Below are 22999 nucleotides of genomic sequence, written 5' to 3'. Positions count from 1 at the left end.
GAGGGAATCAGTCAAACTCCGAATATATCAGCCAAAGTAGAGAGGGAATCAGCCAAACTCCGAATATATCAGCCAAACCTCAACCACCCAATCAAACACCCCCCATCCTCCAATTCCAACCACAAAAAAGCACCACCCAATCAAAACGATTAAAGTGGTGCAATGACTCATCTGTCAATCATGAAAGTTTGTACCGTCGGTTACTTCTTTAACAATGCCAGCGCGAATAACAAAGTCTCCAAAATGTTCATTTGCCGTTCTTTCTTTCGCATAGCGCGGGAGCAGTACGCGAAGTTCTGAAAGGATTTCTTCCTCGCCAACATTTTCGCGATAGAGTTTGCTTAAGCGGCTACCATTAAAGGCGGCGCCTAGGTACATATTGTACTTTCCAGGTCCCTTTCCAATGAAGGCGATTTCCCCTAATGCATGGCGGGCACAGCCATTTGGACAGCCTGTCATACGGATTGTAATTTCTTCATCACGAAGCCCATTTTCATCCACAATTTCTTCTATCTTATCGATTAAGACTGGTAAGTATCGTTCTGCTTCTGCCATCGCTAGCCCGCAGGTTGGCAGGGATACACAAGTAATAGAATTACGACGCAGTGCAGAGAAACGTTTTCCATCCATAATGCCATATTGCTCGATTAAATGAGCGATTTGCCTTTTATTACGGCTGGAGACATTCGCAATGACTAGATTTTGATTGGCTGTTAACCGGAAGTCGCCAGTATGTACTTTAGCAATTTCGCGCAAGCCTGTCATTAATGGATAATTTTCATAATCTTTAATGCGGCCGCCTTCCACGAATAAAGTGAAGTGCCATTTTCCTTTAATGCCTTTTTCCCAGCCATAGCGGTCGCCGTTATGATTAAATTGAAATTCTCTTGCTTCTTGAAGTTTCCAGCCTAAGCGATTTTCTAGCTCTTCTACTACAGTATCTAGACCAAGACGATCTACGGTATATTTAAAACGGGCGTTCTTTCGAACAGAGCGATTTCCATAATCACGTTGAATCGTAATTACTTTTTCTGCCACATCAAGAATTTGCTCAGGTGTACAGAATCCAATAACTTTTGCAAGCTGAGGATAGGTTGCTTTATCTCCATGGGTCATTCCCATTCCGCCGCCGATGGCAACATTAAATCCAACTAATTTTTCTTCTTCCGTAATGGCAATTAGCCCCAGGTCTTGGGAAAAAACATCAATATCATTGGAAGGAGGAACGGCAATACCAATTTTAAATTTTCTAGGTAAATATAATTTTCCGTACATTGGCTCCACTTCTGTTTCCTCGACAGTTGGAGTGAAAGCTACCTTTTCCTTATCTAACCAGAGCTCATGATAAGCTTGTGTACGAGGCAGTAAATAATCACTTAATTTTTTTGACCATTCATACACTTCACTATGCAAAGCTGATTGATACGGATTAGGGTTGCACATCACATTTCTATTGACGTCGCCACAAGCAGCAATTGTATCAAGTAGGGATTGGTGTATATCTTGAATAGTCTGTTTCATATTCCATTTTAAAATGCCATGCATTTGGAAAGCTTGGCGTGTCGTTAATTTTAATGTTTTATTTCCATACTTTTGTGCAAGATCATCCATTGTTAGCCATTGAGCCGGTGTAGCTACTCCACCCGGTGTTCGAACTCGCAGCATAAATTGGTAGGCAGGCTCCAATTTTTGCTTAGCGCGTTCGTTGCGTATATCACGATCATCTTGCAAATAACTTCCGTGGAATTTCATTAAGCGGTTATCATCGTCTGAAATACCAGCGCTTAATTCTTCCTCCATGGATTCCTTCAATGTGCCACGTAAATAATTACTCTCTTCTTTTATTCGTTCTACATCACTTGGTGGTCCATCTGGTGCTTTTAATACTTGTTTTGCCATTTTCGAAAAACTCCTTTCCTGCCAACTATTTAATAGACGTCACGTTGATAACGCTTGGTTTGAGTCATAGAAGCTATATATTCCTCAGCCTTTTCTAAAGCCATTTTGCCTTCTTTTTGGATAATAGTAAGGAGTGTTTGGTGAACATCATGCGCCATATGCTTTTCGTCTCCACAAACATAAAGAACAGCTCCTTCTTCCAGCCATTCAAATAACTCTTTGCTATGCTCCAGCATCCGGTGCTGCACATATACCTTTTCCGCTTTATCGCGGGAAAAAGCAATACTCATTTTTGTTAACACCCCATCTTTAAGCCAATTTTGCCATTCGGTTTGATAGAGAAAGTCTGTAACAAAATGTTGGTCGCCAAAGAATAGCCATGCTTTTCCTTCTGCACCGATTTCTTCTCTTTCCTGCAGAAAAGAACGGAAGGGTGCCACTCCTGTCCCAGGACCAACCATAATAATAGGAGTATCTGGGTTTTCCGGAAGTTTGAAATTTTCATTGTTTTGTATATAGATAGGCAGTTTATCGCCTGGCTGAATACGTTCCGCTATTTGAACAGAGCAAACACCATTACGATCTCGTCCGTTTGCATGGTAACGAACGGCGCCAATCGTCAAATGTGCTTCATCAGGGTTTGCTTTGTAGCTGCTGGCAATCGAATAAAGGCGGGTAGGCAGTTTACGAAGCAAGGCTACAAATGTCTGCACATCTGCCTCAATTGGCCCATAATCTCGAATAAGGTCTAATAAGTCACGCCCATTTATATATGCCTTTAATTTATCTTCATTTCCTTTAGCAAGTAAGTCTTCTAAAGCTGGATTGGTTGTTATTTTTGCAAATTTCTCTACCAATGGTTTGGTTAAAACTGTAATTTCAAAATAGGTTAATAAAGCTTCTCGAAAAGCCAGAACTTCTCCTTGTTTATTGATTGTGACACTTTCTGTTGGAGAAAAGCTTAATTCTTGTATTAAAAGATCAACTAATTCTGGGTCATTATTTGGGAATATTCCTAGGCTGTCACCTGGTTCGTAAGAGATTCCAGAATCCTCAAGCGAAAGCTCTACATGCAATGTTTCTTTATTAGAGCCACGTCCATTTAAATTAATGACCTCCAGTACCTCTGCATAATACGGATTGCTGCGAGAATAACCAGAATCTAGAAGAGATGGTGGTGTTATACTTATGGACTGAGCGGTTGATTCTGATTGAAGGCTCAAGCTGCTGACGATGCCTTCGAACCATTCACTAGCTGGTTCATCATAATCAAGGTCACAATCCACACGTGGATAAAGTCTTGTTCCACCCAATTCTTCTAAACGCTTATCAAATTGCTTCCCTGTTTCGCAGAAGAATTCATACGAGCTGTCACCAAGCGCTAACACGGAATATTGGAAGTTCTCCAGCTTAGGTGCTCGCTTTCCATGTAAGAATTCATGGAAGGCTATAGCGGTATCTGGTGGATCGCCTTCTCCATGAGTACTAACAATAACAAGGAGATTTTGTATTTTTTTAAGATTATTAGGTTTAAAGTCACTCATTGACTGGACAGTGACATTAAACCCTAATTCTTTTAAACGATTGCCATGATTTTTGGCAAGGCTTTGTGCATTTCCAGTTTGGGATCCAAAAAGAATCGTAATGTCTTTTGTAATTGGTTCAGCTGCCTTTTGCTCTGTTAATGCAGTATTGGAGATAGGTTCTGCTGATGCTGCGATTGCAGTGGAAGCAGATAAATACCCGCTTAGCCAAATTTTCTGTGATTCAGTTAAAGTTGGTAAAAGACGGTTTAATAATTCTGTTTGTTCTTGATTAAAAGGACTATTTATTACTTGAAGCTGCAACACTTTCACCTCGCATAGATAATGGTATTCCCTATTGTTATTTGATTAGTGGGATAATTCTTGCAATTCATTTTATAATGAAGAGGGAGGATTGTCACTCTGTATTTTATTAATCCTATCAGACAAATCGGATTAGAAATACAAAAGAAGCTTGTTACTAATTAGAACAAGCAAGGGATATTGTTTTTCTAAATAAATAGATTAGTATCTAATTGGAGATTAATTTAAGCATGTGACGAAAGCTTGATAGGCGTTAAGGTATCCATACATGAAAGCAGCCGCCTTAAGCATCCTCGTATGAGATGTATTCTAATTGTACTTTACTGGAAATTAAAGAATTAGTAAAATACATATAACTAATAGCAACTATTAGTATTCTTAATAATTAATTTTCCTATTAGCGAAAAGGAGGAGGAAAAATGCAGTATGAAGCTCTAAAAACATTTGTGACGCTTGTTGAAGTAAAGAATTTTACAAAGACAGCAGAAATGCTGTTAATGAGTCAGCCGAGTGTAAGTCTACATATTAAAAACCTGGAAAAGGAGTTTCAAACAAAACTATTGGAGCGTTCACCAAAATATTTAAAAGTAACACCCACCGGTCAAATGCTTTATGATTGTGCCATTCAGATGATACGCTTATATGACCAGACGAGACAGCATATTTTAGAGCATCATCATGCGATTAAGGGTGAATTAAAAATAGGTGCTAGTTTTACGATCGGCGAATATATTCTTCCTGCATTACTGCTTGATCTGCAAAGAAAGCATTCTGAATTGCAAATTCAAGTGACGATTGGTAATACAGAAGAAATTGTCCAAGCGGTAAGATTATATGAAGTAGATATCGGTTTAATTGAAGGACAAACAAATGATAAGGAATTGCAGGTGGTGCCATTTATGGAGGATGAGTTATTTATTGTGGCATCTGTTCATCATCCACTTGCGACTCGGGAAGGCATTTCCATTTCTGAACTCCATGATCAGACATGGATTACAAGAGAGCTTGGATCGGGTACAAGAGAGTACTTAGATCATGTTATTCGATCCAATGGGTTAAGAGCTGAATCCTTTTTAACCATTAGCAGTAATCAAGGCATCAAGGAAACGCTTATTAATGGCAATGGCTTATCACTCTTATCCAAAAGTGTGATAGAAAGGGATGTGAAGAATGGAAACCTAAGTATTATTCCAGTCACAAAAACGCGATTTACAAGGAGATTATCTTATCTCTTTGCTCCAATTATGAAGGAGAAACAAAATGTTATCACCTTTATTGAAACCCTTAAAGAGACTTTTCCTTATACCGAGTAATCCGATAATGTATAACAGCAAGTAATTAACCCCATCCTAAGGAAAATGCAGAAAATCCTTCTTATTATCATAGAAAAAATACTTGTATTTGTAGTATGATAACAAAGGAATTTTATTAAATTGAGGGAAAAGTGGATAATGCTTTTTCCACATAAGGAGAACTACTTGCAGATGAAGAAAAAAAATAAAACTACTCGTTTGGTTCTACTAGGACTTCTTACGGCTATTATTATTATTCAAACCTTTGTTCCAATATTAGGGTATATTCCGACTCCTGTACTTAGTATAACAATCATTCAGATCACAGTTATTATCGCAGCGATTGTTTTAGGACCATTAGAAGGCGCAATTATTGGAGGAGTATGGGGCATCATCACATTTATTCGTGCTTTCACTTATCCGACAAGTGTTCTTGCTCCGATTATTTTTACCAATCCGTTAATATCTGTTTTTCCTAGAGTAATGATTGGAGTAGTGGCAGGACTGTTATTTTATAAGGTGCTGAAAGACAAAATGAATGAGACAGTAGCAATGAGCATTTCGGGTGTGATAGGATCTCTAATCAATACAATTCTTGTGCTAGGTTTTGTCTATTTATTTGTAAGAGAGCCGTATGCAAACGCAATTGGCGTGAATGTGGAAGATCTCTTGCCGGCGATACTAGCTGTAGTTGGTACAAATGGTGTCCCAGAGGCAATTTTATCAGGTATTTTAACACCTATCATTGCAAAGCCGTTATTAAAGATACGAAAAAAATAAGAATGGAAAGATAGCTGATATAGTCTAGTGCTAATCAGCTATTTTTGCCAACAATAGTAATAGGACATTCACTAATACTATATTTTTTTCTATAATAAGAAAAGTATTCCCCCTAAAATACTAGGAAATAAATCATTAATCCCGACTAAACAACTAGAAAAACTTATTGACAATAATGGCAATTATGATAAAATTTAGAAAATAACAATGCCTTTCAAGAGAGATGGAGAGAATCAGCCCAAGGAAGTCTGGCAACTTGCTGGATGCAAGGTGCAAAATCCAACAAAATGGATACCCATTTTGAAAGAGAGGGTAAGGAATAATACTCAACTCTTTCCAAATGGAAGGATTTTTTTAATCGTAAATGCATTTCACTTACGATGGTCGAGCATTCCTTTGATAGGCGTTTTCGATTCAAAAATATGTCTGGCGTAAACGCTATTCAAATGGTTTAGTAAGATTTCACCTTTTTTAAGGAGGGATTTGTTGGTGGGGGAAACAAATCAGCTGGACAAAGTGAAAATTCAATTAGAGCAAATTCTAAACACAATGAAATTTGGATCGGTCACATTAGTCGTACAGGATGGAAAAATTATTCAAATCGAAAAAAATGAAAAGATACGCTTAGGGAAATAATAAGAATTTCCTGTTTAAGGCGTTTGATAAAGAAGCTGACTAGACAAACTAGAGGCAACTTTAACTGAGAAAGTGGGTTAAAGCTGCCTCTTTTTATATTTTGGGCACATAATCCACGAACAAAATACCATTATTAAATTGGAGGATTTTTAATGAGTCAGTTATTAACCTATGAAACTATTGATACGTATCCTCCTGTGAACTTTTCAAGTGAAACGGAAACAAAGGGAGCTTTAGAGGTTTTAAAGTGGGCTTATGATACGTACCGAGAGGATATTGTCTATGCTTGTAGTTTTGGAATTGAAGGGATTGTTCTTATCGATTTAATTTCGCAGATAAAAAAGGACGCGCGTATTGTCTTTTTAGATACAGATGTACATTTTGATGAAACTTATGAATTAATTGAAAAAGTGAAACAGCGGTATCCAGATTTGCAAATTGAAATGAAAAAACCAGCCATTACGTTAGAAGAACAGGCTGCACAATATGGAGAAGAACTTTGGTTAACTAATCCAAATAAATGCTGTGAGATTCGCAAGGTTGTTCCTTTACATGAAGTGCTGTCTGAACCGATTGCCTGGATTTCAGGACTTCGCAGAGAACAGTCAGAAACAAGAAAAAACACGCAATATCTAAATAAGGATAATAAATTTAAATCCATAAAGGTTTGTCCACTGATTCATTGGACATGGAAAGATGTTTGGAGATATGCCCATAAGTACTCTTTGGACTACAATATTCTTCACGATAAGGGTTATCCGAGCATTGGCTGCAGAACATGTACCCAGCCTGCTATTAATATGGATGATTTACGTTCTGGAAGATGGACGGGAAAAGGAAAAACAGAATGCGGGCTACACTTACAATAATGAGTAGAGGTACAAAGAAATGATCATTATTTTAGCAGGTATTATGTCATTGTTTTTTGCAATGAACATTGGTGCAAGTGGTGCAGCAGCAAGCCTTGGTGTTGCCTATGGATCAGGCGCCATACCAAAAAAGAGAGTTGCTCTGCTTATATGTGCGGTAGCGATTTTTCTAGGAGCGGTAATTGGCGGGAGTGAAGTAGTAAAAACAGTTGGGGAAGGATTAATTCCGAGTAGTATCCTTGATGCCAAAATTGTCTTAATCATTTTATCATCAGCTGCACTCTCCCTATTTATAGCTAATATAATGGGGATTCCATTATCAACAAGTGAAATTACAGTTGGCAGTGTAGTAGGAGTAGGTGTGGCTTTTAAAAGCTTATATATTGCGAATATATTATGGATTGTCTTCTTTTGGCTTCTTGTTCCAATCGTTTCTTTTTTTATAGCTCTATGGGCTGGGAAATATGTAAGAAAGCTTGAGAATCAAAATGAATGGATTCGCAATCCGAGTAATGAAAAATACTTGTCTATTTTTGTTATTATCGTTGGGTGCTTTGAAGCTTTCTCTGCGGGAATGAATAATGTTGCAAACTCTATTGGACCATTAGTTGGCGCTGACATGATATCCATGCAAACAGGAGTAGTAGTGGGTGGATTTTTTATTGCAATCGGCGCTTTTCTGTTAGGGGGAAGAGTCTTGCAGACAAATGGAAAGAAAATTGTCCAATTCACGAAGCTGGAAGGAGGACTAATTTCTGGCACGGGCGCGACATTAGTGACAATAGCTTCTATATTTGGAATACCAGTTCCGTTAACGCAAGTAACTAGCTCTGCCATTATCGGAATAGGTGTCTCGAAGAATGGATATGAGATTCTGAAGAAGAAACTAGTGTTAAGAATTTTTAAGGTATGGATTGTTTCACCAGTCCTATCATTAGTTATTTCTTACGGTTTAGTGCAATTATTTATTGAAGCAGATATCTATAATGTACTTATTATTCTTAGTGTATGTATTGCTACACTTGGAATTATAAGCCTAATGAAAACGATTCGTGAAGATAACAGTACTATTTATGAAGATGGTGGCGGAATTTAACGGAAATCATTTATAAGAAAAGGTCCGAAAAAAGAAAGGTGTGCTAAAAAATGTCATTAAGTCAACCACATGGTGGAAAATTAATTAATTTATACGATCCTAATTATGATGTCTCTGAACTAAAGGTGGAGCTAGAAATTGATACTATTGCACTTAGTGATTTAGAACTGATTGGAAATGGAGCCTATAGCCCGCTTACAGGATTTTTATCCCAAAAAGATTATGAAGCAGTGGTAGAGAGTATGCGCTTAGCAACAGGTGAGGTTTGGAGCATCCCTATTACATTGCCCATTTCAAAAGAACAATCAGATACCATTGAACTTCAGGATACGGTAAAACTAGTCCATGAAGGTGAAGTATATGGTGTGCTGACAGTAGAGGATATTTATATTCCAGATAAAAATAAAGAGGCTGTTTCTGTTTACCGTACAGATGATTTAGCACATCCAGGTGTGAAGAAAATGTTTGATCGTGGAAATATATATATTGGCGGTCCGATTAAACTCTTAAAGAAAGTAGAGAAAACGGATTTTAGCAGTTTTTACTTAGATCCGGCAGAAACGAGAGAAATATTTGCAGAAAAGGGATGGAAGACAGTAGTCGGGTTCCAAACAAGAAATCCTGTTCATCGTGCACATGAATATATTCAAAAATCAGCACTTGAAATTGTGGATGGTCTATTCTTAAATCCATTAGTAGGTGAAACGAAGGCGGATGATATTCCAGCAGATGTTCGCATGGAAAGCTACCAAGTGCTATTGAAAAGTTACTATCCAAAAGAACGTGTATTTCTAGCTGTATTTCCTGCTGCTATGCGTTATGCAGGACCAAGAGAAGCGATATTCCATGCGATGGTGAGAAAGAATTATGGCTGTACTCACTTTATCGTCGGCCGTGATCATGCTGGAGTAGGGAGCTACTACGGTACCTATGATGCCCAAAGAATTTTTGACCAATTTACACAAGAAGAGTTAGGTATTAATCTATTATTCTTTGAACATAGTTTCTATTGTAAAAAATGTGAGAACATGGCTTCTACAAAAACTTGTCCACATGGCAAGGAACATCATGAAATTTTATCTGGGACGAAGGTTCGTGAGCTTTTAAGAAATGGAGAGATTCCACCAAGTACATTTAGTCGGAAAGAAGTAGTGGAAGTGTTAATAAAAGGATTACAAAAACAAGAAATCCATTCTTAAAGGAGAGAGAACTTTTGAGCCAAAGTACAAATATTACATGGCATGACCATGCAGTAACAAAGAAGGATAGAAGAGAAAAAAATAAGCATCATAGCTATGTTCTATGGTTTACAGGGTTATCTGGTTCCGGAAAATCAACGGTTGCAAATGCTGTTGCAAAAAGATTATTTGAAGACCAGACAAATAGCTATGTCCTAGATGGAGATAATATTCGTTTTGGAATTAATAAAGATTTAGGATTTTCGGATGAGGACCGCAAAGAAAACATTAGAAGAATTGGTGAGGTCAGTAAGCTATTTGTTGATAGTGGGCAAGTCGTTCTAACTGCCTTCATTTCTCCGTTTCGAGAAGACCGTGATCGAGTAAGAGCTTTATTAGAAGAAAACGAGTTTGTGGAAATATATATAAAGTGTTCTATAGAGGCATGTGAAGCAAGGGATCCGAAAGGCTTATATGAGAAGGCAAGAAAAGGAGTTATAAAAGACTTTACAGGGATTAGTTCCCCTTATGAGGAGCCGCTTCAGCCAGAATTAATCGTGGATACAGAAAAACATTCTATTGAAGAATGTGTAGAACAAATCGTACAATATTTAAAAGAAAAAGAATATTATATCTCTTAATATTGGGAAAGGGAAAAACGGAGCATGGTCCTTGCAAGTACCATTCGTTCATCGTCAATTCCTTTCCCCGCTTTTTAATGGATCCGAACAACAAGAAGGGTGGATAAAATGGGGAGAGTATATCTAGTTGGTGCAGGGCCAGGAGATCCGGACTTAATAACGGTAAAAGGATTAAAATGCATCAAAAATGCCGATGTAATTTTATATGATCGTTTAGTGAATCGTGAGTTATTAGAATATGCGAAACCGAAGGCTGAACTGATTTATTGCGGCAAACTTCCGCATCATCATGCCATGAAACAGGAATTGATCAATCAAACCCTAGTAAAACATGCGAAAAAAGGGAAAATTGTCACAAGGCTAAAAGGTGGTGATCCCTTTGTATTTGGAAGGGGCGGGGAAGAAGCAGAGGAATTAGCTAAGAATCAAATCCCCTTTGAAATAGTACCAGGAATTACTGCAGGCATTGCTGCTCCCAGTTATGCGGGTATCCCAGTGACCCACCGCGATTATGGCTCTTCTTTTGCCTTTGTAACAGGTCATATAAAAAATGGCGAGGAAGACCATATTAAATGGGAAGCACTTTCTCAAATTGATACACTTGCCATCTATATGGGAGTGAAAAATCTACCCTATATTCAGTCGAAGCTTTTGTCCTTTGGAAAAAAAAGTACAATACCAGTTGCACTCATCAATTGGGGAACAACCTTTAAACAAAAGACAATTATTACTGATCTTAACCATGTAATAGAGGATGCTGAAAAAGGAGGAATTGAAAATCCTTGTATGATTGTGATTGGTGAAGTAGTAAAAATGAGAGAGAAAATTAAATGGTTTGAGGAAAACTTCGGTGAAACCATTCCGAAAGAGGTTGTTTGATAATGGAAGCAATATTATATATATGTCATGGAAGCAGGGTAAAGGAAGCAAGCGAGCAGGCTGTCTCCTTTATTGAAAAGTGTATGAAGATAAATGGTTTCAAAGGCATACAAGAATATTCTTTCTTAGAATTATCTGATCCCTCCATTGAAGAAGGTTTTCAAAAATGTGTAGAAAAGGGTGCTTCCACTATTTATATCATACCCGTTTTGCTTCTTACAGCAGCCCATGCCAAAAAAGATATTCCAGAAGTATTAGAAAAGCTCTCACTGAAATATCCGCATGTCCAGATGAAATATGGAAAACCGATTGGAGTTCATCCTCAAATGGTTAAAATTGCTGCAGACAAAATTCGTAGTGCTTCTCTTTATAAAGAAAGTGATGAAACAATGCTTGTTATACTTGTTGGAAGAGGAAGCAGTGATCCCGATGTAAAACGAGATTTAGGAAAAATGGCAGCTTTAATTGAACAACAAGTGGAGCAAATCGTTGTACAGGATTGTTATTTAACTGCTGCAGAACCAAGCTTTGAAGAAGCGCTGCAAATGGCAGAACATTCTTCCTATCGCCATGTGTTGGTAATTCCCTATCTTCTTTTTACGGGGATTTTGATGAAGTCAATGGAAAAAACTATTAATAAAATAAAAAGTGACCATAAAGAATACGAACTCGCCCCTTATTTGGGTTATAATCCATTGATAGCTGGAATATTAAAAGAAAGAATAGACGAAATGATGGTAGGGAATGAATATGCTTTCATTACTAGTTGATATAAAAGATAAACATTGTGTAGTAGTTGGTGGAGGCAAGATTGCCTATCGAAAGGTGTTGATGCTTCTAGAAGAAGAAGCAAGTGTAACAGTAATCAGTCCCGAAGTTTGTACTGAAATAGAAGATCTTTCAGAGGACAGGAAAATAAAGCTGCTGCGACGAAAAGGGAAAGAGGAAGATTTCACCCATGCCTTTCTAACTATTACAGCAACCAATGATTCACAAGAAAATAATCGTATCGCCAAACAAATTAAATCGTTTTGCTTAGTGAATGATGCTTCTTCTTTTGAAGAAGGAAACTGTCAGATTCCAGCTAGCTTTAAAAAAGGGCGACTTCACTTAAGTGTTTCCACTAATGGCGCAAGCCCAAAACTGGCAAAAAAGCTGAAAGAGGAATGGCAGCAAACGTATGATGAAAATTATATTGCGTATATTGATTTTTTATATGAAGTTCGGACTCTTATAAAACAAAGATCGCTTTCTTCTGATGTGTCTAATGCTATTCTAACGGAAATATTAGATGAGTCATATATAGATTCAGCTACTTTGCGCCATACTTATTATGAAAAGCTCCTAAACTTTTAAGCTAGTACTCGTGTTTAGGAGTTTTTCTTATGTCTAATTAAGGGGAATCAACCGTATACCAATAAATTACATATAAAAGAGTCTTTTACGTTCCAAACACGTTAGTTCCCCACCCTGATACTCCTAGTTTCATCCAATTATCATATTGTGTCATTACCATATTTAACATATAATTTTTGTAGAATGGAATTATTTACATAACGTAAGAAACGTCATCCTTGTTTATAAATAATCATGCTTGTTTACCAAAAATAATCTCCCAAGTTTCCATATTTTATTATTAATTCTTGTAAACTGGTAGATTGATAGGAGGATACATGAGATTTAGTACAAAGCTTTATGTTGGTTTAGGCATTATCTTTGTTTTCATTACGATCCTAATTATTGTACTTATGAGTATGCTTCGACAGCAAAATGACAAAATGCATGTTCTTGCACATGATAAAACAGAAAGAATAAATGCAGCTTATACGTTAAAAAATGAAGTGACAAACTTAAGTAGACAGATATATGAATTATCCTCACAATCCTCTAAAACACTCAATGAAATAACAATGAGACAAATGGAAGAAACAAGAAAGGAGATAAACAAAGCGCATAATTTCTTAACAGAAAATGATAAAAGGGATGAAACACAGGATTTATTAATAAAATTCTCGACATTATATAAACCATTTGAAGAAAAGGGTCAACAAATAGTTGAAGCTGAGAATAAAAAAATGAACACCAATTTTTGGGCAAGAGAAAGTGATGAAAAAAATCGATTGTTACAAATCGCTAGCTCGCTTTATAGTGCTCAGATTAAAGAGATGCAAGAAGAACTAGAAAATTCAAAAAAAACATATGATATTGTCGTATTAATGACATATGTCTATATTATAGTCGGAGTAATATGCAGTATTGCATTGGCCATTTATTTAATCAGAGGATTAACGAAAAATCTACATAAAGTTACCAAAGTTATGTCCGGTGTTTCCTATAAAAGAGGAATAAAGTTTCCAAGGTTGGAAATTGATTCGAAGGATGAAATAGGAGAAATTTCTCGTGCCTTTAATGAAATGGTAACAACTTTAGAAAAGTATTCTCGAGATGAAATTGAAAGCCGTGCAAAGGCAGAGGAGCAAAGTTGGCTTGATTCACGGTTGGCAGAAATAACAACTAGTTTTTCAATGGTGGAAACGATGGAATCTCTTGCAGACTACTTCATTAGTCAAATAACTCCTGCTGTAGGAGCGCAATATGGTGTTTTTTATCTGTTAAACGAGAAGGGAAATGCCCGCTATCTTAAGGAAATAGCAAATTATGCTTTTGATAAACAAGATAGACAAGCCATTATTCAACTTGGTGAGGGTCTAGTCGGACAGGCCGCAAAGGAAAATAAAAGCATCAGTCTTATTGATATTCCCAGTGGATACATAAAGATTAAATCTGGGTCGGGAGAGGCAGAACCAAAACAAGTGCTTATTCAGCCCATTTCCTATGAAGGAAAAGTATTAGCAATTGTAGAATTAGCCTCTTTGCAATATTTCCGACCGATTCAAAAAAGCTTACTTAAAGAGGTAGGGGAATACTTAGGTATATCCATTCACGGTATTTTTAATCGACTCGAAGTAAAGAGACTGCTAGAAGATGAGCAACGTTTGACGGAGGAGCTACAAGCCCAACAGCAGGAATTAATGGCTATTAACGAAGAATTACAGGCGCAATACAGAGTGTCAGAAGAAAAGAATGCAGAGCTAGAAAAGATAGGAAAGAAATTAGAGGAAAAGGCACAGCAGTTGATCTATAGCTCTCAGTATAAATCGGAGTTTTTGGCGAATATGTCTCATGAGCTTAGAACGCCTTTAAATAGTATGCTGATCCTGTCACAGATGCTAGTTGAAAAAGAAAATGACAATTTAACTACAAAACAAATCCAGTATTTGCAGACAATCTATTACTCTGGTAATGAATTACTAAGATTAATAAACGAGATATTAGATTTGGAGAAGATTGAGACTGGGATGATGGAAATAATAGAGGAACCAGTAAAAATAGAAGAAATTCAAAACTGCTTGAAAAGTCAATTTTCTCCTATTGCCAATCAGAAAAAACTTGATTTTTCTGTGGAAATTGATAAAGAGGTGCCTGCGTTTATAGAGACAGATGCACATCGTTTAAATCAAGTATTAAAAAATTTATTATCCAATGCTTTTAAATTTACAGAAAAGGGAAGGGTAGAGCTGATTGTTCGGTTGGAGGAATCAGCTAAGTCCAAGTTGGACATCGCTGAAGAGTCTATCGTATCCTTCACTGTGAAAGATACAGGGATTGGAATCCCTATGGATAAAATGAATATAATTTTTGAACCATTTAAGCAGGCAGATGGAACCATTAGTAGAAAATATGGAGGAACTGGTCTTGGTTTATCTATCTGTAAGGAGATTTCTCGCTTACTCGGGGGGGAATTGGAAGCAACGAGTATTGAAGGAATGGGGAGTTCGTTTTCTCTCTATTTGCCTGTAAAACGCCAAAAACAAAAGGAAACTGTCTCAATGAAAGAACAATCATCTATTGAGGAAAGTTATCGACAAATTGCAGTAACAAATAATGAGTTTGTAGAAACCACTGAACTAAATGAGAGTGCCAATTTAATAGGGAAGAAAGTTCTGATTATAGATGATGATATACGGAATATCTTTTCCATCCATGCAGCATTGGAAGAATACAATATTGAAATTCTGTATGCAGAGAATGCGAAGGATGGGATAAGCCTTTTAGAGGAAAACGCGGATATTGATCTTGTGCTGATGGACATTATGATGCCAGAAATGAGTGGTTTAGAGGCTATTTCCATCATCAGGGAAAAAGATGAATTTAAAACGCTGCCAATTATTGCCCTAACAGCAAAGGCAATGAAACATAATCGAGAACAGTGCATGGAAGCGGGAGCATCTGATTATATTAGTAAACCAGTTAATTTAGAGCAATTATATTCGCTTATTCAAGTTTGGCTGTATAAAGAATAATAGGCGATAGTAGTATCGGGGTTCATTGGTAAATGGCTTGTTAATAGATAGGAGGCTTCATATATTTATGCAGTATTCGGCTCAATCTATAGAACAAAAGAAAAAACTATCACCTTCCGTATCAGAACCAATCTATATTTTAATGGTAGATGATTTACAAGAAAATCTGATGGCCTTAGAAGCAGTTTTAAATTCTCCACGTTATCATTTAGTTTTTGCTAAATCCGGTGAAGAAGCTTTAAAATGCATTTTGAAATATGATTTTGCCGTAATTCTGCTCGATGTCCAAATGCCAGGTCTTAATGGGTTTGAAACAGCAAAATTAATAAAAGAACGAAAAAAATCTCGACATATTCCTATTATTTTTATTACTGCTATCAGTCAAGATATTCATCATATTACACAAGGCTATCAAGCAGGGGCAATCGATTATATCGTCAAACCATTTAATCCAGAAGCATTAAGAAGCAAAGTGGCTCAGTTTGTGCAAATTTTCGAAAGTCATACGACAAGCCTCCATGAAATGAACTGGCAAACAACGTCAGAATTGGAGAAAATGAATAAGGAATTAAGAATAACCAAAATGGATTTAACAAAAAACGCCATATTTTCTTCGGTGTTACAGAAGGCGTTACAAGACACTATTGTAACCTTTGACGAAGAAGGAACAATAATCAGTGTTAATCCAAGTGTGAAAAGAATGTTTGGCTATGTGGAAGAAGACCTTATAGGAGCTTCAATTGAAGTGCTTTTACATTCTGTTGAATCAGAAATATCTGGGGAAACACCTATTACATTTGAAATGATGGTTCCTAAGTTAATCGGCAGAATGATAGAAGCAAAGGCGAAGCGGAAGAATCATACTGTTTTTCCAGTGGATATTTACATTGGAGATGCAATGGTAGAGGATTATCAGTTATTTGTTTGTACGATTCGTGATATTTCTGAAAGAAAAGAAGTAGAATTATTAAGAAAGCAGCAACTTGATCGCTTAGAGCATGCTGTAGAAGAAAGAACGCTTTCGGCAAATATTCGAGGCGAGTCCATGTATGATGGCAATCCGCACGTTACAAAACCCTAGTTTTATTGCTGTAAACAATAACTGGGTAACTAGCACTGGTTATACAATCGAAGAGTTGAAAGATGATTCTTATCAGTGGGAAATATCGAAGGAAATTAATGGCATAGAAGAGGATTTTCGTGAAGAAGAATGGCTGACTCCTTTTAAAAATCAAAGAGTCAATTTCATGTTGAAAAGTGGAGAACAGAAGCAAGGATTACTATCCACTGAGATTATAACGATTGAAAAGAAGAATTGTGTGTTAATTGTGTTAAATGACATAACAGAAAGAATAGCATTTGAAAAAGAAATGGCAAGACTTGATCAATTAAATTTAGTTGGTGAAATGGCAGCTGGAATAGCCCATGAAATTCGTAATCCGATGACAACCGTTCATGGATTCCTGCAAATTGGAAAATCAAATCCTTCTAACCTTTCGCTAGAACATATGGAGCTCATGATTGATGAGTTAGATCGAGCAAATAAAATCATCAAGGAATTTCTAACATTAGCTAAAAATAAGACGAGCGATAAACGATTATATTCGTTAAATAGAATTATTGAAATTATTTTTCCTTTAATTAATGCAGAAGCTTTATTGACAGGAAAGAAGGTGAACCTTCAATTAGAGGAATGTCCAGAACTGTTTTTGGATGAGAAAGAGATAAGGCAGCTTTTATTAAACCTTGCTCTAAACGGTTTAGAGGCTATGGAGCCAGAAGGAATTCTTACGATAAAAACATTCTGTAAAGGAAAGTATCTTGTGTTGGAAATCATTGATAGCGGCAATGGAATCGATGAAGAAATATTAAAAAAGCTAGGAACCCCCTTCTTTACAACAAAGGATAATGGGACAGGACTAGGACTGGCGGTTTGTTATCGAATTGCTGAGCGTCATATGGCAAGAATAAAAGTGCATACAAGTGAGACTGGTACAAAATTCTCCGTGTATTTTGAGATAGAGGAAGGAAAATAGAGATTTGCTCAGCTAGCAGTTCTTTATTTTTCTTTTTTATGACAAAAAATTGACTATAAGAGGGTTTTTCTAAAGGGAAACAGAATGTAGAGGAGAAAAATAATAAGAGAGGGTTTTTGCAAATGGTTCCACAAAGAGTTTCATTGCTTACTATAGGAGCATTACGGTTACCGGAATTGCGAAGGTTCTATCAGCGGCTTGGCTGGCTGGAAAAGGAATCAAGCTCTGATCAATATGCTATTTTTAAGACAGCAGGTGTTTTGCTAACATTGTTTCCATTAGAGGAATTAGCGAAGGATGCAGGAGTAGAACTGCAAAATCCTATGGAGGGTTATCGAGGGGCTACCTTTGCTATTAATGTAAATACCCTTGAGGATGTAGACGCAGTGATGGAAAAAGTCAAAGAAGCAGGCGGGAAGATTATTAGAGAGGCAAGCGATGCCTTTTGGGGCGGAAGAACAGCTTATTTTGCCGATCCAGAAAATAATCTCTGGGAAGTTGCTTGGAATCCTGATTCTGTATTTGATGAAAGAGGAGCAATGATTGATTTTTAAAAGGAAATGGCGTTTTAAAATAAAGACTGATTATTTAAAGGAAAGTTGGATTAAAAGACATTTAATATTTAAATTAAATTAGGATAGAGTTTTTTTCAGTAAATGTAGGTGATTAAGAGAATCTATAATTATTTGATTATGTTAACTTGTTTATTCTATAGTTATGGAAGAAACGGGGCAGGTTAGTGAAAGAAGGATTTACATATTTTTTGGTGAATATTTAAATGAACTTACTAAATTTATCAGAAGATGATGTAATCCATATGGCTAGTAAATCAGATTTATAATGAAAATTTCGCTTTTTAGAAATTATGTAGATATATGCGAAGGGGGATATACATGACTGAAATAAAAACACTTTCAATTCCAGACCCAATAACTGCCCTGCTAAATAACTATGAGATGACTATTGAAAGGTTATATATATTTAATAGGTTACTACCAGAAAGGGATACCAAAGAGAATGATTTATATCAACTAGCTGAAGAGTACTATAAAGTTTTAAAGCATGTTTCTAAAGAGCTATATAAGGATTTTTCAGTGGAGTTATTACCGGTTGGAGAGTTCTTAGAAGAAATGTCCGAGAGATTGGATGACGATGAAATTCAGAAATTAATTAAACCATTCTTAGAATAAATCTTGAGTAGCAAGCCCTAAATAGTGTTTCCCTAAGTTTATTATTTTTGCTCTAGTGGTGTTTTTAACATTTATCAATAAAACCTAATGAAAAATTCTTTAGAAAGATCGTGCTACATTCCTATAATAAATAAGATGCTTCTTTTGTCGCTATAGGGGCAGGTTAGCGGAAGAAGGATATTTACATATTAATAACGAATTAACGATGAACATAAACATAGTAAAGAAGATTCAGACCGTTTATATGAATTCAATAGTGACAATTTAAATTTGTAGGGTGATAAGTCAATGATAGGAATAAGCATTGCAACAAAGTGGGAATATGAAGCGACATTAGAATACTTTAGCATAGAAGATAACGAATGTTTCGGTTATCCTTATGGCGAGTATTTTACAACAACAATAAATGATACTGAACTTGTTTTTTATAGCACAGGTGTAAGAAAAGTAAATGGTGTCGGTGGAAATCAGTATATGATTTCTAAATTTAACTTAACTAAAGTAATCGTTGCTGGAACGTGTGCAGGAATAGATGATAAATTCAGTAATTTGGATATTTTTATACCTGATAAAGCCGTTCAATATGATTGTACAGTAAAAGAAATTGAACCTCTTATTAAACAATCCTTCATAGTCGATATTGATCTATCGAAATACGGAAATGATTTTTATACTGGAACAATTGCCACCGCTGATAAAGCAGTAGTTATGTGGAAGGACTATTTAGAACTAAAAGAAAACAAAATAACAATAGCAGATACAGAAGCGGGTGCTATTGCTTATATTTGTAAGAAGAATGATGTTGAATGCATTATCATTAAAGGAATATCTGATTTCCCAACAGATGAAAGAAACTGTAATAAATTCGAATCAAACATTGAACAAATTAATGTATATTTAGAAAACACACCAAAAGTTATGAACAAAATATTTGGGGAATATCTAAAGAGATTTATTTAAATTGATTTAAAGTCAATAGAAAGATGATGTTGATGGATTAATGCCCGCTTCTGTTGAAATCCTTATTGTAGAAACGGGGCAGGTTAGCGCAACAAGGAACATCGTAGATTTACAACGCTAAGTAAAAAACCTACCAAACGACGCTTTGGGAACCTAAAATACATAATTACATTTATGGTAATATTATTCTGTAAATCCATTACATAAAAAGGTGGGCATGGAACATGATTGTTAAAGTCGGACTTGATTATGATGATGATATAGAGTATATGATTTGTCCTGCAAAAGTCGGGAGAAATATTAAGCGATTACAAAGAGATTTTTGGATTTGGCTATTTGACCGAGAGAACCAGCATCCTTATTGGGAAATACATTATCAAGATGAAGAAGGAAATCCTGTTTATGGAGTTAGTTACCGTACAGATGCTTTTGTCTATTGGTTGAATAATGTCAGATTTACTAAAGGGAAAAAAGTCGCACGGTTAATAGAAGTTCCAAAGACATTACCTAAAAAAGCAATCCGATTTTAAGGATGTTGAAGTGTAGTAAAATTTATATAATATGCAGTTTCAATTATAATAACATTCCCAAATGACACTTTGGTAACTAACCTAGACATCCAATTAAGTGGTGGCATTATTAGCCACCTCTGAATGGAATGTTACTCAATAAGAATTTATAAAACCCGTTCAAAACATTCTGAACGGGTTTTACTATTCGTTAATTTAAATCAATTATAACAGGCTTCAATTGCTCTGTTTCAGCACTACTAATTTTTAATACAGGAACGACTTTTATAGAAGTTGTGTCTCTAGGTAGCTCTAATAAAAGAGTGCTATCACTAATATGATTAAAGCTTATTTTTTTTCCATCCATACTATATGCTTCAAAAGTATAAGTTTGCCCTTCAAAAGCTTGTGCAAAGTTAACTGAATAAGAAATTGTTGCATTCGTTTGGCCAATTCGAATATCCTCAAATGTAATGTTAAGTTCCTTATTTTGAGAAATAACCTGTTGATTAATGAGTTGTTGCTTGGACGGCAGCTTTTCGGCAGCTAAATCAAATGACCATTCTCCTCGAATGCCCGCCATATGCGTAAATGTAATAGGTAACGAGATGACATTTTCAGTAAAATCAGAAGGAACATCTAAAATAAGTGCACCTGTATAACCACCTTCAGTTTTTGTCAATGCCCCCAGTGAACCACCCCATGTAGACACGTCTTTGCCATCAAACATTTCGTAGGTAAAACCAGCTTCTGGTCCCTGATTGCCACCTATTGTATTCTTCACTGCACCAGTTGCTTTAAATGTGATGCCAACATATGCTGCATCATAAAAAACAGATGTGATTTCTACCTGAACATCTTGATCGTTTGCAATGAGTGACGTTTCAGTAAGTAGTTGCTCTTCGGCAAGTTGTTCACCAATCGACATTTGATATTTTTCATAAATGCCACCTATTAACGGGACTTGTGCCAATACATACGAAACAGGTATAAAAATAAAGCCTGAAGCAAGGAGCATAGCTGCTGCTGCAGACGTAAAATACGTCATGCGCTTTGTCATCTTTTTACGTTTCGTTTTCTTCTCCACCAGTTGCGCTTGCTCAATGCCTAAACGAATTGCTTGGAAAACTTCTTCTTTTGGCACTTCAATGTTATGTAAATCTTTGTGCATAGTAGTCATCTCCTAACTTTTGTTTTAATACTAGTTTTGCTCTTCGCAAATACGTTTTTATTGTCGATGGAGGCTTGCCCATCGAATTGGCAATGGTGTGAATCGGTAAATCATAATAATAAAACAATAAAATGGCATTCTTATATTCTGACTTTAATGTAGAAAGAGGTTCTGATAAATCAAGGGTAGGCTCTTCCTTTTGGTTCGATTCTAGAATGTAGGTGATTGTTTCTTCTGGTAAGGCAATCGATTTCTTTTTACGTTCTAATTCTCTGTAAGCTGTACGAATTAAAATTTTTACAAGCCACGTGCTAAAGTAGGCTGGTTCCTTCAGTTGAGTGATTGATAAATAAGCTTTGCAGGTAGCTTCTTGAATTACGTCTAATGCATCTTCTTTATTTTGCATATGGAGAAAGGAGATTTTATATAATTTCTCACTTTCAATTTTTAATAACTCCTCAAACGCGAGCTGATCTCCATGAATAGCTTTAAAAGCTAGATGAGCTTTATTAGTCATGAGCTGACCTCCTTTCACTTATTAGAGCAAATAACTGTATGATAAAGTTTCAAAATCTAAAAAGATTTTAGAAACCTGTAATTTGGAATTGTTTTAATACTTTAGTTTACACTACTTTAAAATGCAATTAGAGGCGTTATTTAGTACAACAAGGATTTCAACACTAGTATAAAGTATACAAGTTAAGCTTAATAAACGTTCCCAAATAAAAGTTTGGGAGTATATTAAAAAGCCACAAGTAATCTAGACTGACCTAGCAATATGGGACAGTAATAAAACACCTTCTTAGGCTGCCATATTACCAAACTCTATTGGTGTGTGGTAGCCTAATTTTTCTTGAATACGTTCTTCGTTATAATATCTCATAAATTGATCTACACGCTCTTTTACTTCTTTTAAAGATAAAGAATGGAATTTAACATACTGAAATTCCTCTGATTTTAGATTAGAATGAAAGGACTCCATGACGGCATTGTCCCAACAGTTTCCTCTGCGTGACATACTACTGACTAAATTTTGCTCTCTGACCCGACTTTGATACGCATAAGAAGCATAGACACTGCCTTGATCGGAGTGGATGATTATTCCTTCAGGATTCCCTCGTTTTTCTAGTGCTTCATCCAAGGTATCCATTACTAAAGAAGTTTGTTGATGGGGATAAAGCTTATAGGCAACGATTTGATTGTTATACAAATCCATGATGGTAGATAAATATAAAGTATCTGGACCATATTGAATATAGGTAATATCCGTTACCCATTTTTCGTTAGGATTGCTTGCATAAAATTCTCGCTGTAATAAATTGGGCGCAACAATGACCGATTCCCCCTGTGATTTCCACCTTCTCTTTTGCTTTATTCTACACTGAAGATGATATTTTTGCATAATCCGTTGAACAGTATTACGGTTTAATTTAATTTGATAATTACGCTTTAACAGCTCTTTGATCTTCCGGTGTCCATATCGGTACTTTGTTTCTTTGCAGAGGGAAATAATTGTTTCCTCCTCCTTAGATAACTCCATTGGTTGCGAAGATGCCCAGCGATAATACGTAGATCTTGGAACATGTAAAGCAGATAAAATAGCTGATACAGTATATTTTTTTCGTAATGTCTGTACTAATTGGAGGACAATT

At 36.1% G+C, this 22999-nt stretch carries 22 protein-coding genes and 1 riboswitch; of the genes, 17 read left to right on the top strand and 5 right to left on the bottom strand.

The features are described 5' to 3' along the window. Nucleotides 1-174 precede the first annotated feature (174 nt). Together cysI and BCI01S_RS23685 are read right to left on the bottom strand one after the other, a co-directional pair. The gene (gene cysI / locus BCI01S_RS23690) at nt 175-1899 is read right to left on the bottom strand and encodes an assimilatory sulfite reductase (NADPH) hemoprotein subunit (protein WP_061801271.1); all 1725 of its coding nucleotides are present in this window, start codon (nt 1897-1899) and stop codon (nt 175-177) included. Between the two features lie 29 nt (nt 1900-1928). Next, entirely contained in the window at nt 1929-3746 is a 1818-nt protein-coding gene (locus tag BCI01S_RS23685; RefSeq protein ID WP_061801270.1) for an assimilatory sulfite reductase (NADPH) flavoprotein subunit, read from the bottom strand. Between the two features lie 419 nt (nt 3747-4165). On the opposite strand from BCI01S_RS23685, the gene BCI01S_RS23680 reads away from it, so the two are divergent. The 17 genes from BCI01S_RS23680 (at nt 4166) to BCI01S_RS23605 (ending at nt 20197) form a co-directional block, all read left to right on the top strand. Beyond that, entirely contained in the window at nt 4166-5059 is an 894-nt protein-coding gene (locus tag BCI01S_RS23680; RefSeq protein WP_061801268.1) for a LysR family transcriptional regulator, read from the top strand. 171 nt (nt 5060-5230) lie between these two features. Next, the gene (locus tag BCI01S_RS23675) at nt 5231-5818 is read left to right on the top strand and encodes an ECF transporter S component (protein WP_047944970.1); all 588 of its coding nucleotides are present in this window, start codon (nt 5231-5233) and stop codon (nt 5816-5818) included. A gap of 208 nt (nt 5819-6026) precedes the next feature. Beyond that, nucleotides 6027-6132, top strand: a riboswitch (SAM riboswitch). A gap of 193 nt (nt 6133-6325) precedes the next feature. Continuing rightward, nucleotides 6326-6454 carry a YezD family protein gene (locus tag BCI01S_RS25050; RefSeq protein ID WP_235973290.1) on the top strand — a complete coding sequence of 43 codons (129 nt, stop codon included), beginning with the start codon at nt 6326-6328 and terminating at the stop codon, nt 6452-6454. 152 nt (nt 6455-6606) lie between these two features. Then, nucleotides 6607-7323 carry a phosphoadenylyl-sulfate reductase gene (locus BCI01S_RS23670; protein ID WP_061801266.1) on the top strand — a complete coding sequence of 239 codons (717 nt, stop codon included), beginning with the start codon at nt 6607-6609 and terminating at the stop codon, nt 7321-7323. Between the two features lie 19 nt (nt 7324-7342). Then, nucleotides 7343-8419: a sulfate permease gene (gene cysP / locus BCI01S_RS23665; protein ID WP_047944975.1), complete on the top strand. Its 1077-nt coding sequence runs from the start codon at nt 7343-7345 to the stop codon at nt 8417-8419. A 50-nt stretch (nt 8420-8469) separates the two neighbouring features. Further along, entirely contained in the window at nt 8470-9618 is a 1149-nt protein-coding gene (gene sat / locus BCI01S_RS23660; protein ID WP_061801263.1) for a sulfate adenylyltransferase, read from the top strand. 14 nt (nt 9619-9632) lie between these two features. Then, nucleotides 9633-10238, top strand: coding sequence for an adenylyl-sulfate kinase (gene cysC / locus BCI01S_RS23655; RefSeq protein ID WP_047944977.1), 606 nt, complete (start codon nt 9633-9635; stop codon nt 10236-10238). A 108-nt stretch (nt 10239-10346) separates the two neighbouring features. Beyond that, nucleotides 10347-11117 (top strand): uroporphyrinogen-III C-methyltransferase, encoded by a 771-nt coding sequence (gene cobA / locus BCI01S_RS23650; RefSeq protein WP_047944978.1) that lies wholly within the window; start codon nt 10347-10349, stop codon nt 11115-11117. A 2-nt stretch (nt 11118-11119) separates the two neighbouring features. Then, nucleotides 11120-11887 carry a sirohydrochlorin chelatase gene (locus BCI01S_RS23645; RefSeq protein ID WP_047944979.1) on the top strand — a complete coding sequence of 256 codons (768 nt, stop codon included), beginning with the start codon at nt 11120-11122 and terminating at the stop codon, nt 11885-11887. Then, on the top strand, nt 11868-12473 hold the full coding sequence (locus BCI01S_RS23640; protein ID WP_167555749.1) for an NAD(P)-dependent oxidoreductase: 606 nt from the start codon (nt 11868-11870) through the stop codon (nt 12471-12473). The genes BCI01S_RS23645 and BCI01S_RS23640 overlap by 20 nt, the downstream gene beginning before the upstream one ends. 317 nt (nt 12474-12790) lie before the next feature. Continuing rightward, on the top strand, nt 12791-15481 hold the full coding sequence (locus tag BCI01S_RS23635; protein ID WP_061801260.1) for an ATP-binding protein: 2691 nt from the start codon (nt 12791-12793) through the stop codon (nt 15479-15481). 67 nt (nt 15482-15548) lie between these two features. Continuing rightward, entirely contained in the window at nt 15549-16562 is a 1014-nt protein-coding gene (locus tag BCI01S_RS26090; protein ID WP_061801259.1) for a response regulator, read from the top strand. Continuing rightward, nucleotides 16531-17517: a two-component system sensor histidine kinase NtrB gene (locus BCI01S_RS26085; RefSeq protein WP_061801258.1), complete on the top strand. Its 987-nt coding sequence runs from the start codon at nt 16531-16533 to the stop codon at nt 17515-17517. The genes BCI01S_RS26090 and BCI01S_RS26085 overlap by 32 nt, the downstream gene beginning before the upstream one ends. A gap of 122 nt (nt 17518-17639) precedes the next feature. Beyond that, nucleotides 17640-18071: a VOC family protein gene (locus tag BCI01S_RS23620; protein ID WP_047944983.1), complete on the top strand. Its 432-nt coding sequence runs from the start codon at nt 17640-17642 to the stop codon at nt 18069-18071. Nucleotides 18072-18410: 339 nt separating this feature from the next. Further along, complete coding sequence (locus tag BCI01S_RS23615) at nt 18411-18707, top strand: hypothetical protein (protein WP_047944984.1); 297 nt, start codon at nt 18411-18413, stop codon at nt 18705-18707. Between the two features lie 288 nt (nt 18708-18995). Then, entirely contained in the window at nt 18996-19667 is a 672-nt protein-coding gene (locus tag BCI01S_RS23610) for a 5'-methylthioadenosine/S-adenosylhomocysteine nucleosidase family protein (RefSeq protein ID WP_047944985.1), read from the top strand. A gap of 224 nt (nt 19668-19891) precedes the next feature. After that, entirely contained in the window at nt 19892-20197 is a 306-nt protein-coding gene (locus BCI01S_RS23605) for a hypothetical protein (protein WP_047944674.1), read from the top strand. A 190-nt stretch (nt 20198-20387) separates the two neighbouring features. On the opposite strand, the gene BCI01S_RS23600 is transcribed toward BCI01S_RS23605, so the two are convergent. The 3 genes from BCI01S_RS23600 to BCI01S_RS23590 all read right to left on the bottom strand — a co-directional run. Next, a complete protein-coding gene (locus BCI01S_RS23600) occupies nt 20388-21356 on the bottom strand; it encodes a DUF4179 domain-containing protein (protein WP_235844568.1) in 969 nt (322 codons plus the stop codon). After that, nucleotides 21328-21864 (bottom strand): sigma-70 family RNA polymerase sigma factor, encoded by a 537-nt coding sequence (locus BCI01S_RS23595; protein ID WP_047944676.1) that lies wholly within the window; start codon nt 21862-21864, stop codon nt 21328-21330. The genes BCI01S_RS23600 and BCI01S_RS23595 overlap by 29 nt, the downstream gene beginning before the upstream one ends. A gap of 285 nt (nt 21865-22149) precedes the next feature. Next, the coding region (locus tag BCI01S_RS23590; RefSeq protein ID WP_082810138.1) for an IS3 family transposase at nt 22150-22999 on the bottom strand (850 nt) is incomplete at its 5' end.

This window comes from Niallia circulans NBRC 13626 (assembly GCF_001591585.1).
GTDB classification, from domain to species: Bacteria; Bacillota; Bacilli; order Bacillales; family Cytobacillaceae; genus Niallia; species Niallia circulans.
The sequence above is the reverse complement of the archived record's forward strand: the minus strand, read 5'-3'. Positions and strand labels throughout refer to the sequence as shown.

Coding starts and splice junctions, on each gene's coding strand:
- cysI (WP_061801271.1), bottom strand. CDS start 1,899: ATGGCAAAACAAGTATTAAAAGCACCAGATGGACCACCAAGTGATGTA.
- BCI01S_RS23680 (WP_061801268.1), top strand. CDS start 4,166: ATGCAGTATGAAGCTCTAAAAACATTTGTGACGCTTGTTGAAGTAAAG.
- BCI01S_RS23675 (WP_047944970.1), top strand. CDS start 5,231: ATGAAGAAAAAAAATAAAACTACTCGTTTGGTTCTACTAGGACTTCTT.
- BCI01S_RS23670 (WP_061801266.1), top strand. CDS start 6,607: ATGAGTCAGTTATTAACCTATGAAACTATTGATACGTATCCTCCTGTG.
- cysP (WP_047944975.1), top strand. CDS start 7,343: ATGATCATTATTTTAGCAGGTATTATGTCATTGTTTTTTGCAATGAAC.
- sat (WP_061801263.1), top strand. CDS start 8,470: ATGTCATTAAGTCAACCACATGGTGGAAAATTAATTAATTTATACGAT.
- cobA (WP_047944978.1), top strand. CDS start 10,347: ATGGGGAGAGTATATCTAGTTGGTGCAGGGCCAGGAGATCCGGACTTA.
- BCI01S_RS23645 (WP_047944979.1), top strand. CDS start 11,120: ATGGAAGCAATATTATATATATGTCATGGAAGCAGGGTAAAGGAAGCA.
- BCI01S_RS23640 (WP_167555749.1), top strand. CDS start 11,868: ATGCTTTCATTACTAGTTGATATAAAAGATAAACATTGTGTAGTAGTT.
- BCI01S_RS23635 (WP_061801260.1), top strand. CDS start 12,791: ATGAGATTTAGTACAAAGCTTTATGTTGGTTTAGGCATTATCTTTGTT.
- BCI01S_RS26090 (WP_061801259.1), top strand. CDS start 15,549: ATGCAGTATTCGGCTCAATCTATAGAACAAAAGAAAAAACTATCACCT.
- BCI01S_RS26085 (WP_061801258.1), top strand. CDS start 16,531: ATGATGGCAATCCGCACGTTACAAAACCCTAGTTTTATTGCTGTAAAC.
- BCI01S_RS23620 (WP_047944983.1), top strand. CDS start 17,640: ATGGTTCCACAAAGAGTTTCATTGCTTACTATAGGAGCATTACGGTTA.
- BCI01S_RS23615 (WP_047944984.1), top strand. CDS start 18,411: ATGACTGAAATAAAAACACTTTCAATTCCAGACCCAATAACTGCCCTG.
- BCI01S_RS23610 (WP_047944985.1), top strand. CDS start 18,996: ATGATAGGAATAAGCATTGCAACAAAGTGGGAATATGAAGCGACATTA.
- BCI01S_RS23605 (WP_047944674.1), top strand. CDS start 19,892: ATGATTGTTAAAGTCGGACTTGATTATGATGATGATATAGAGTATATG.
- BCI01S_RS23600 (WP_235844568.1), bottom strand. CDS start 21,356: ATGACTACTATGCACAAAGATTTACATAACATTGAAGTGCCAAAAGAA.
- BCI01S_RS23595 (WP_047944676.1), bottom strand. CDS start 21,864: ATGACTAATAAAGCTCATCTAGCTTTTAAAGCTATTCATGGAGATCAG.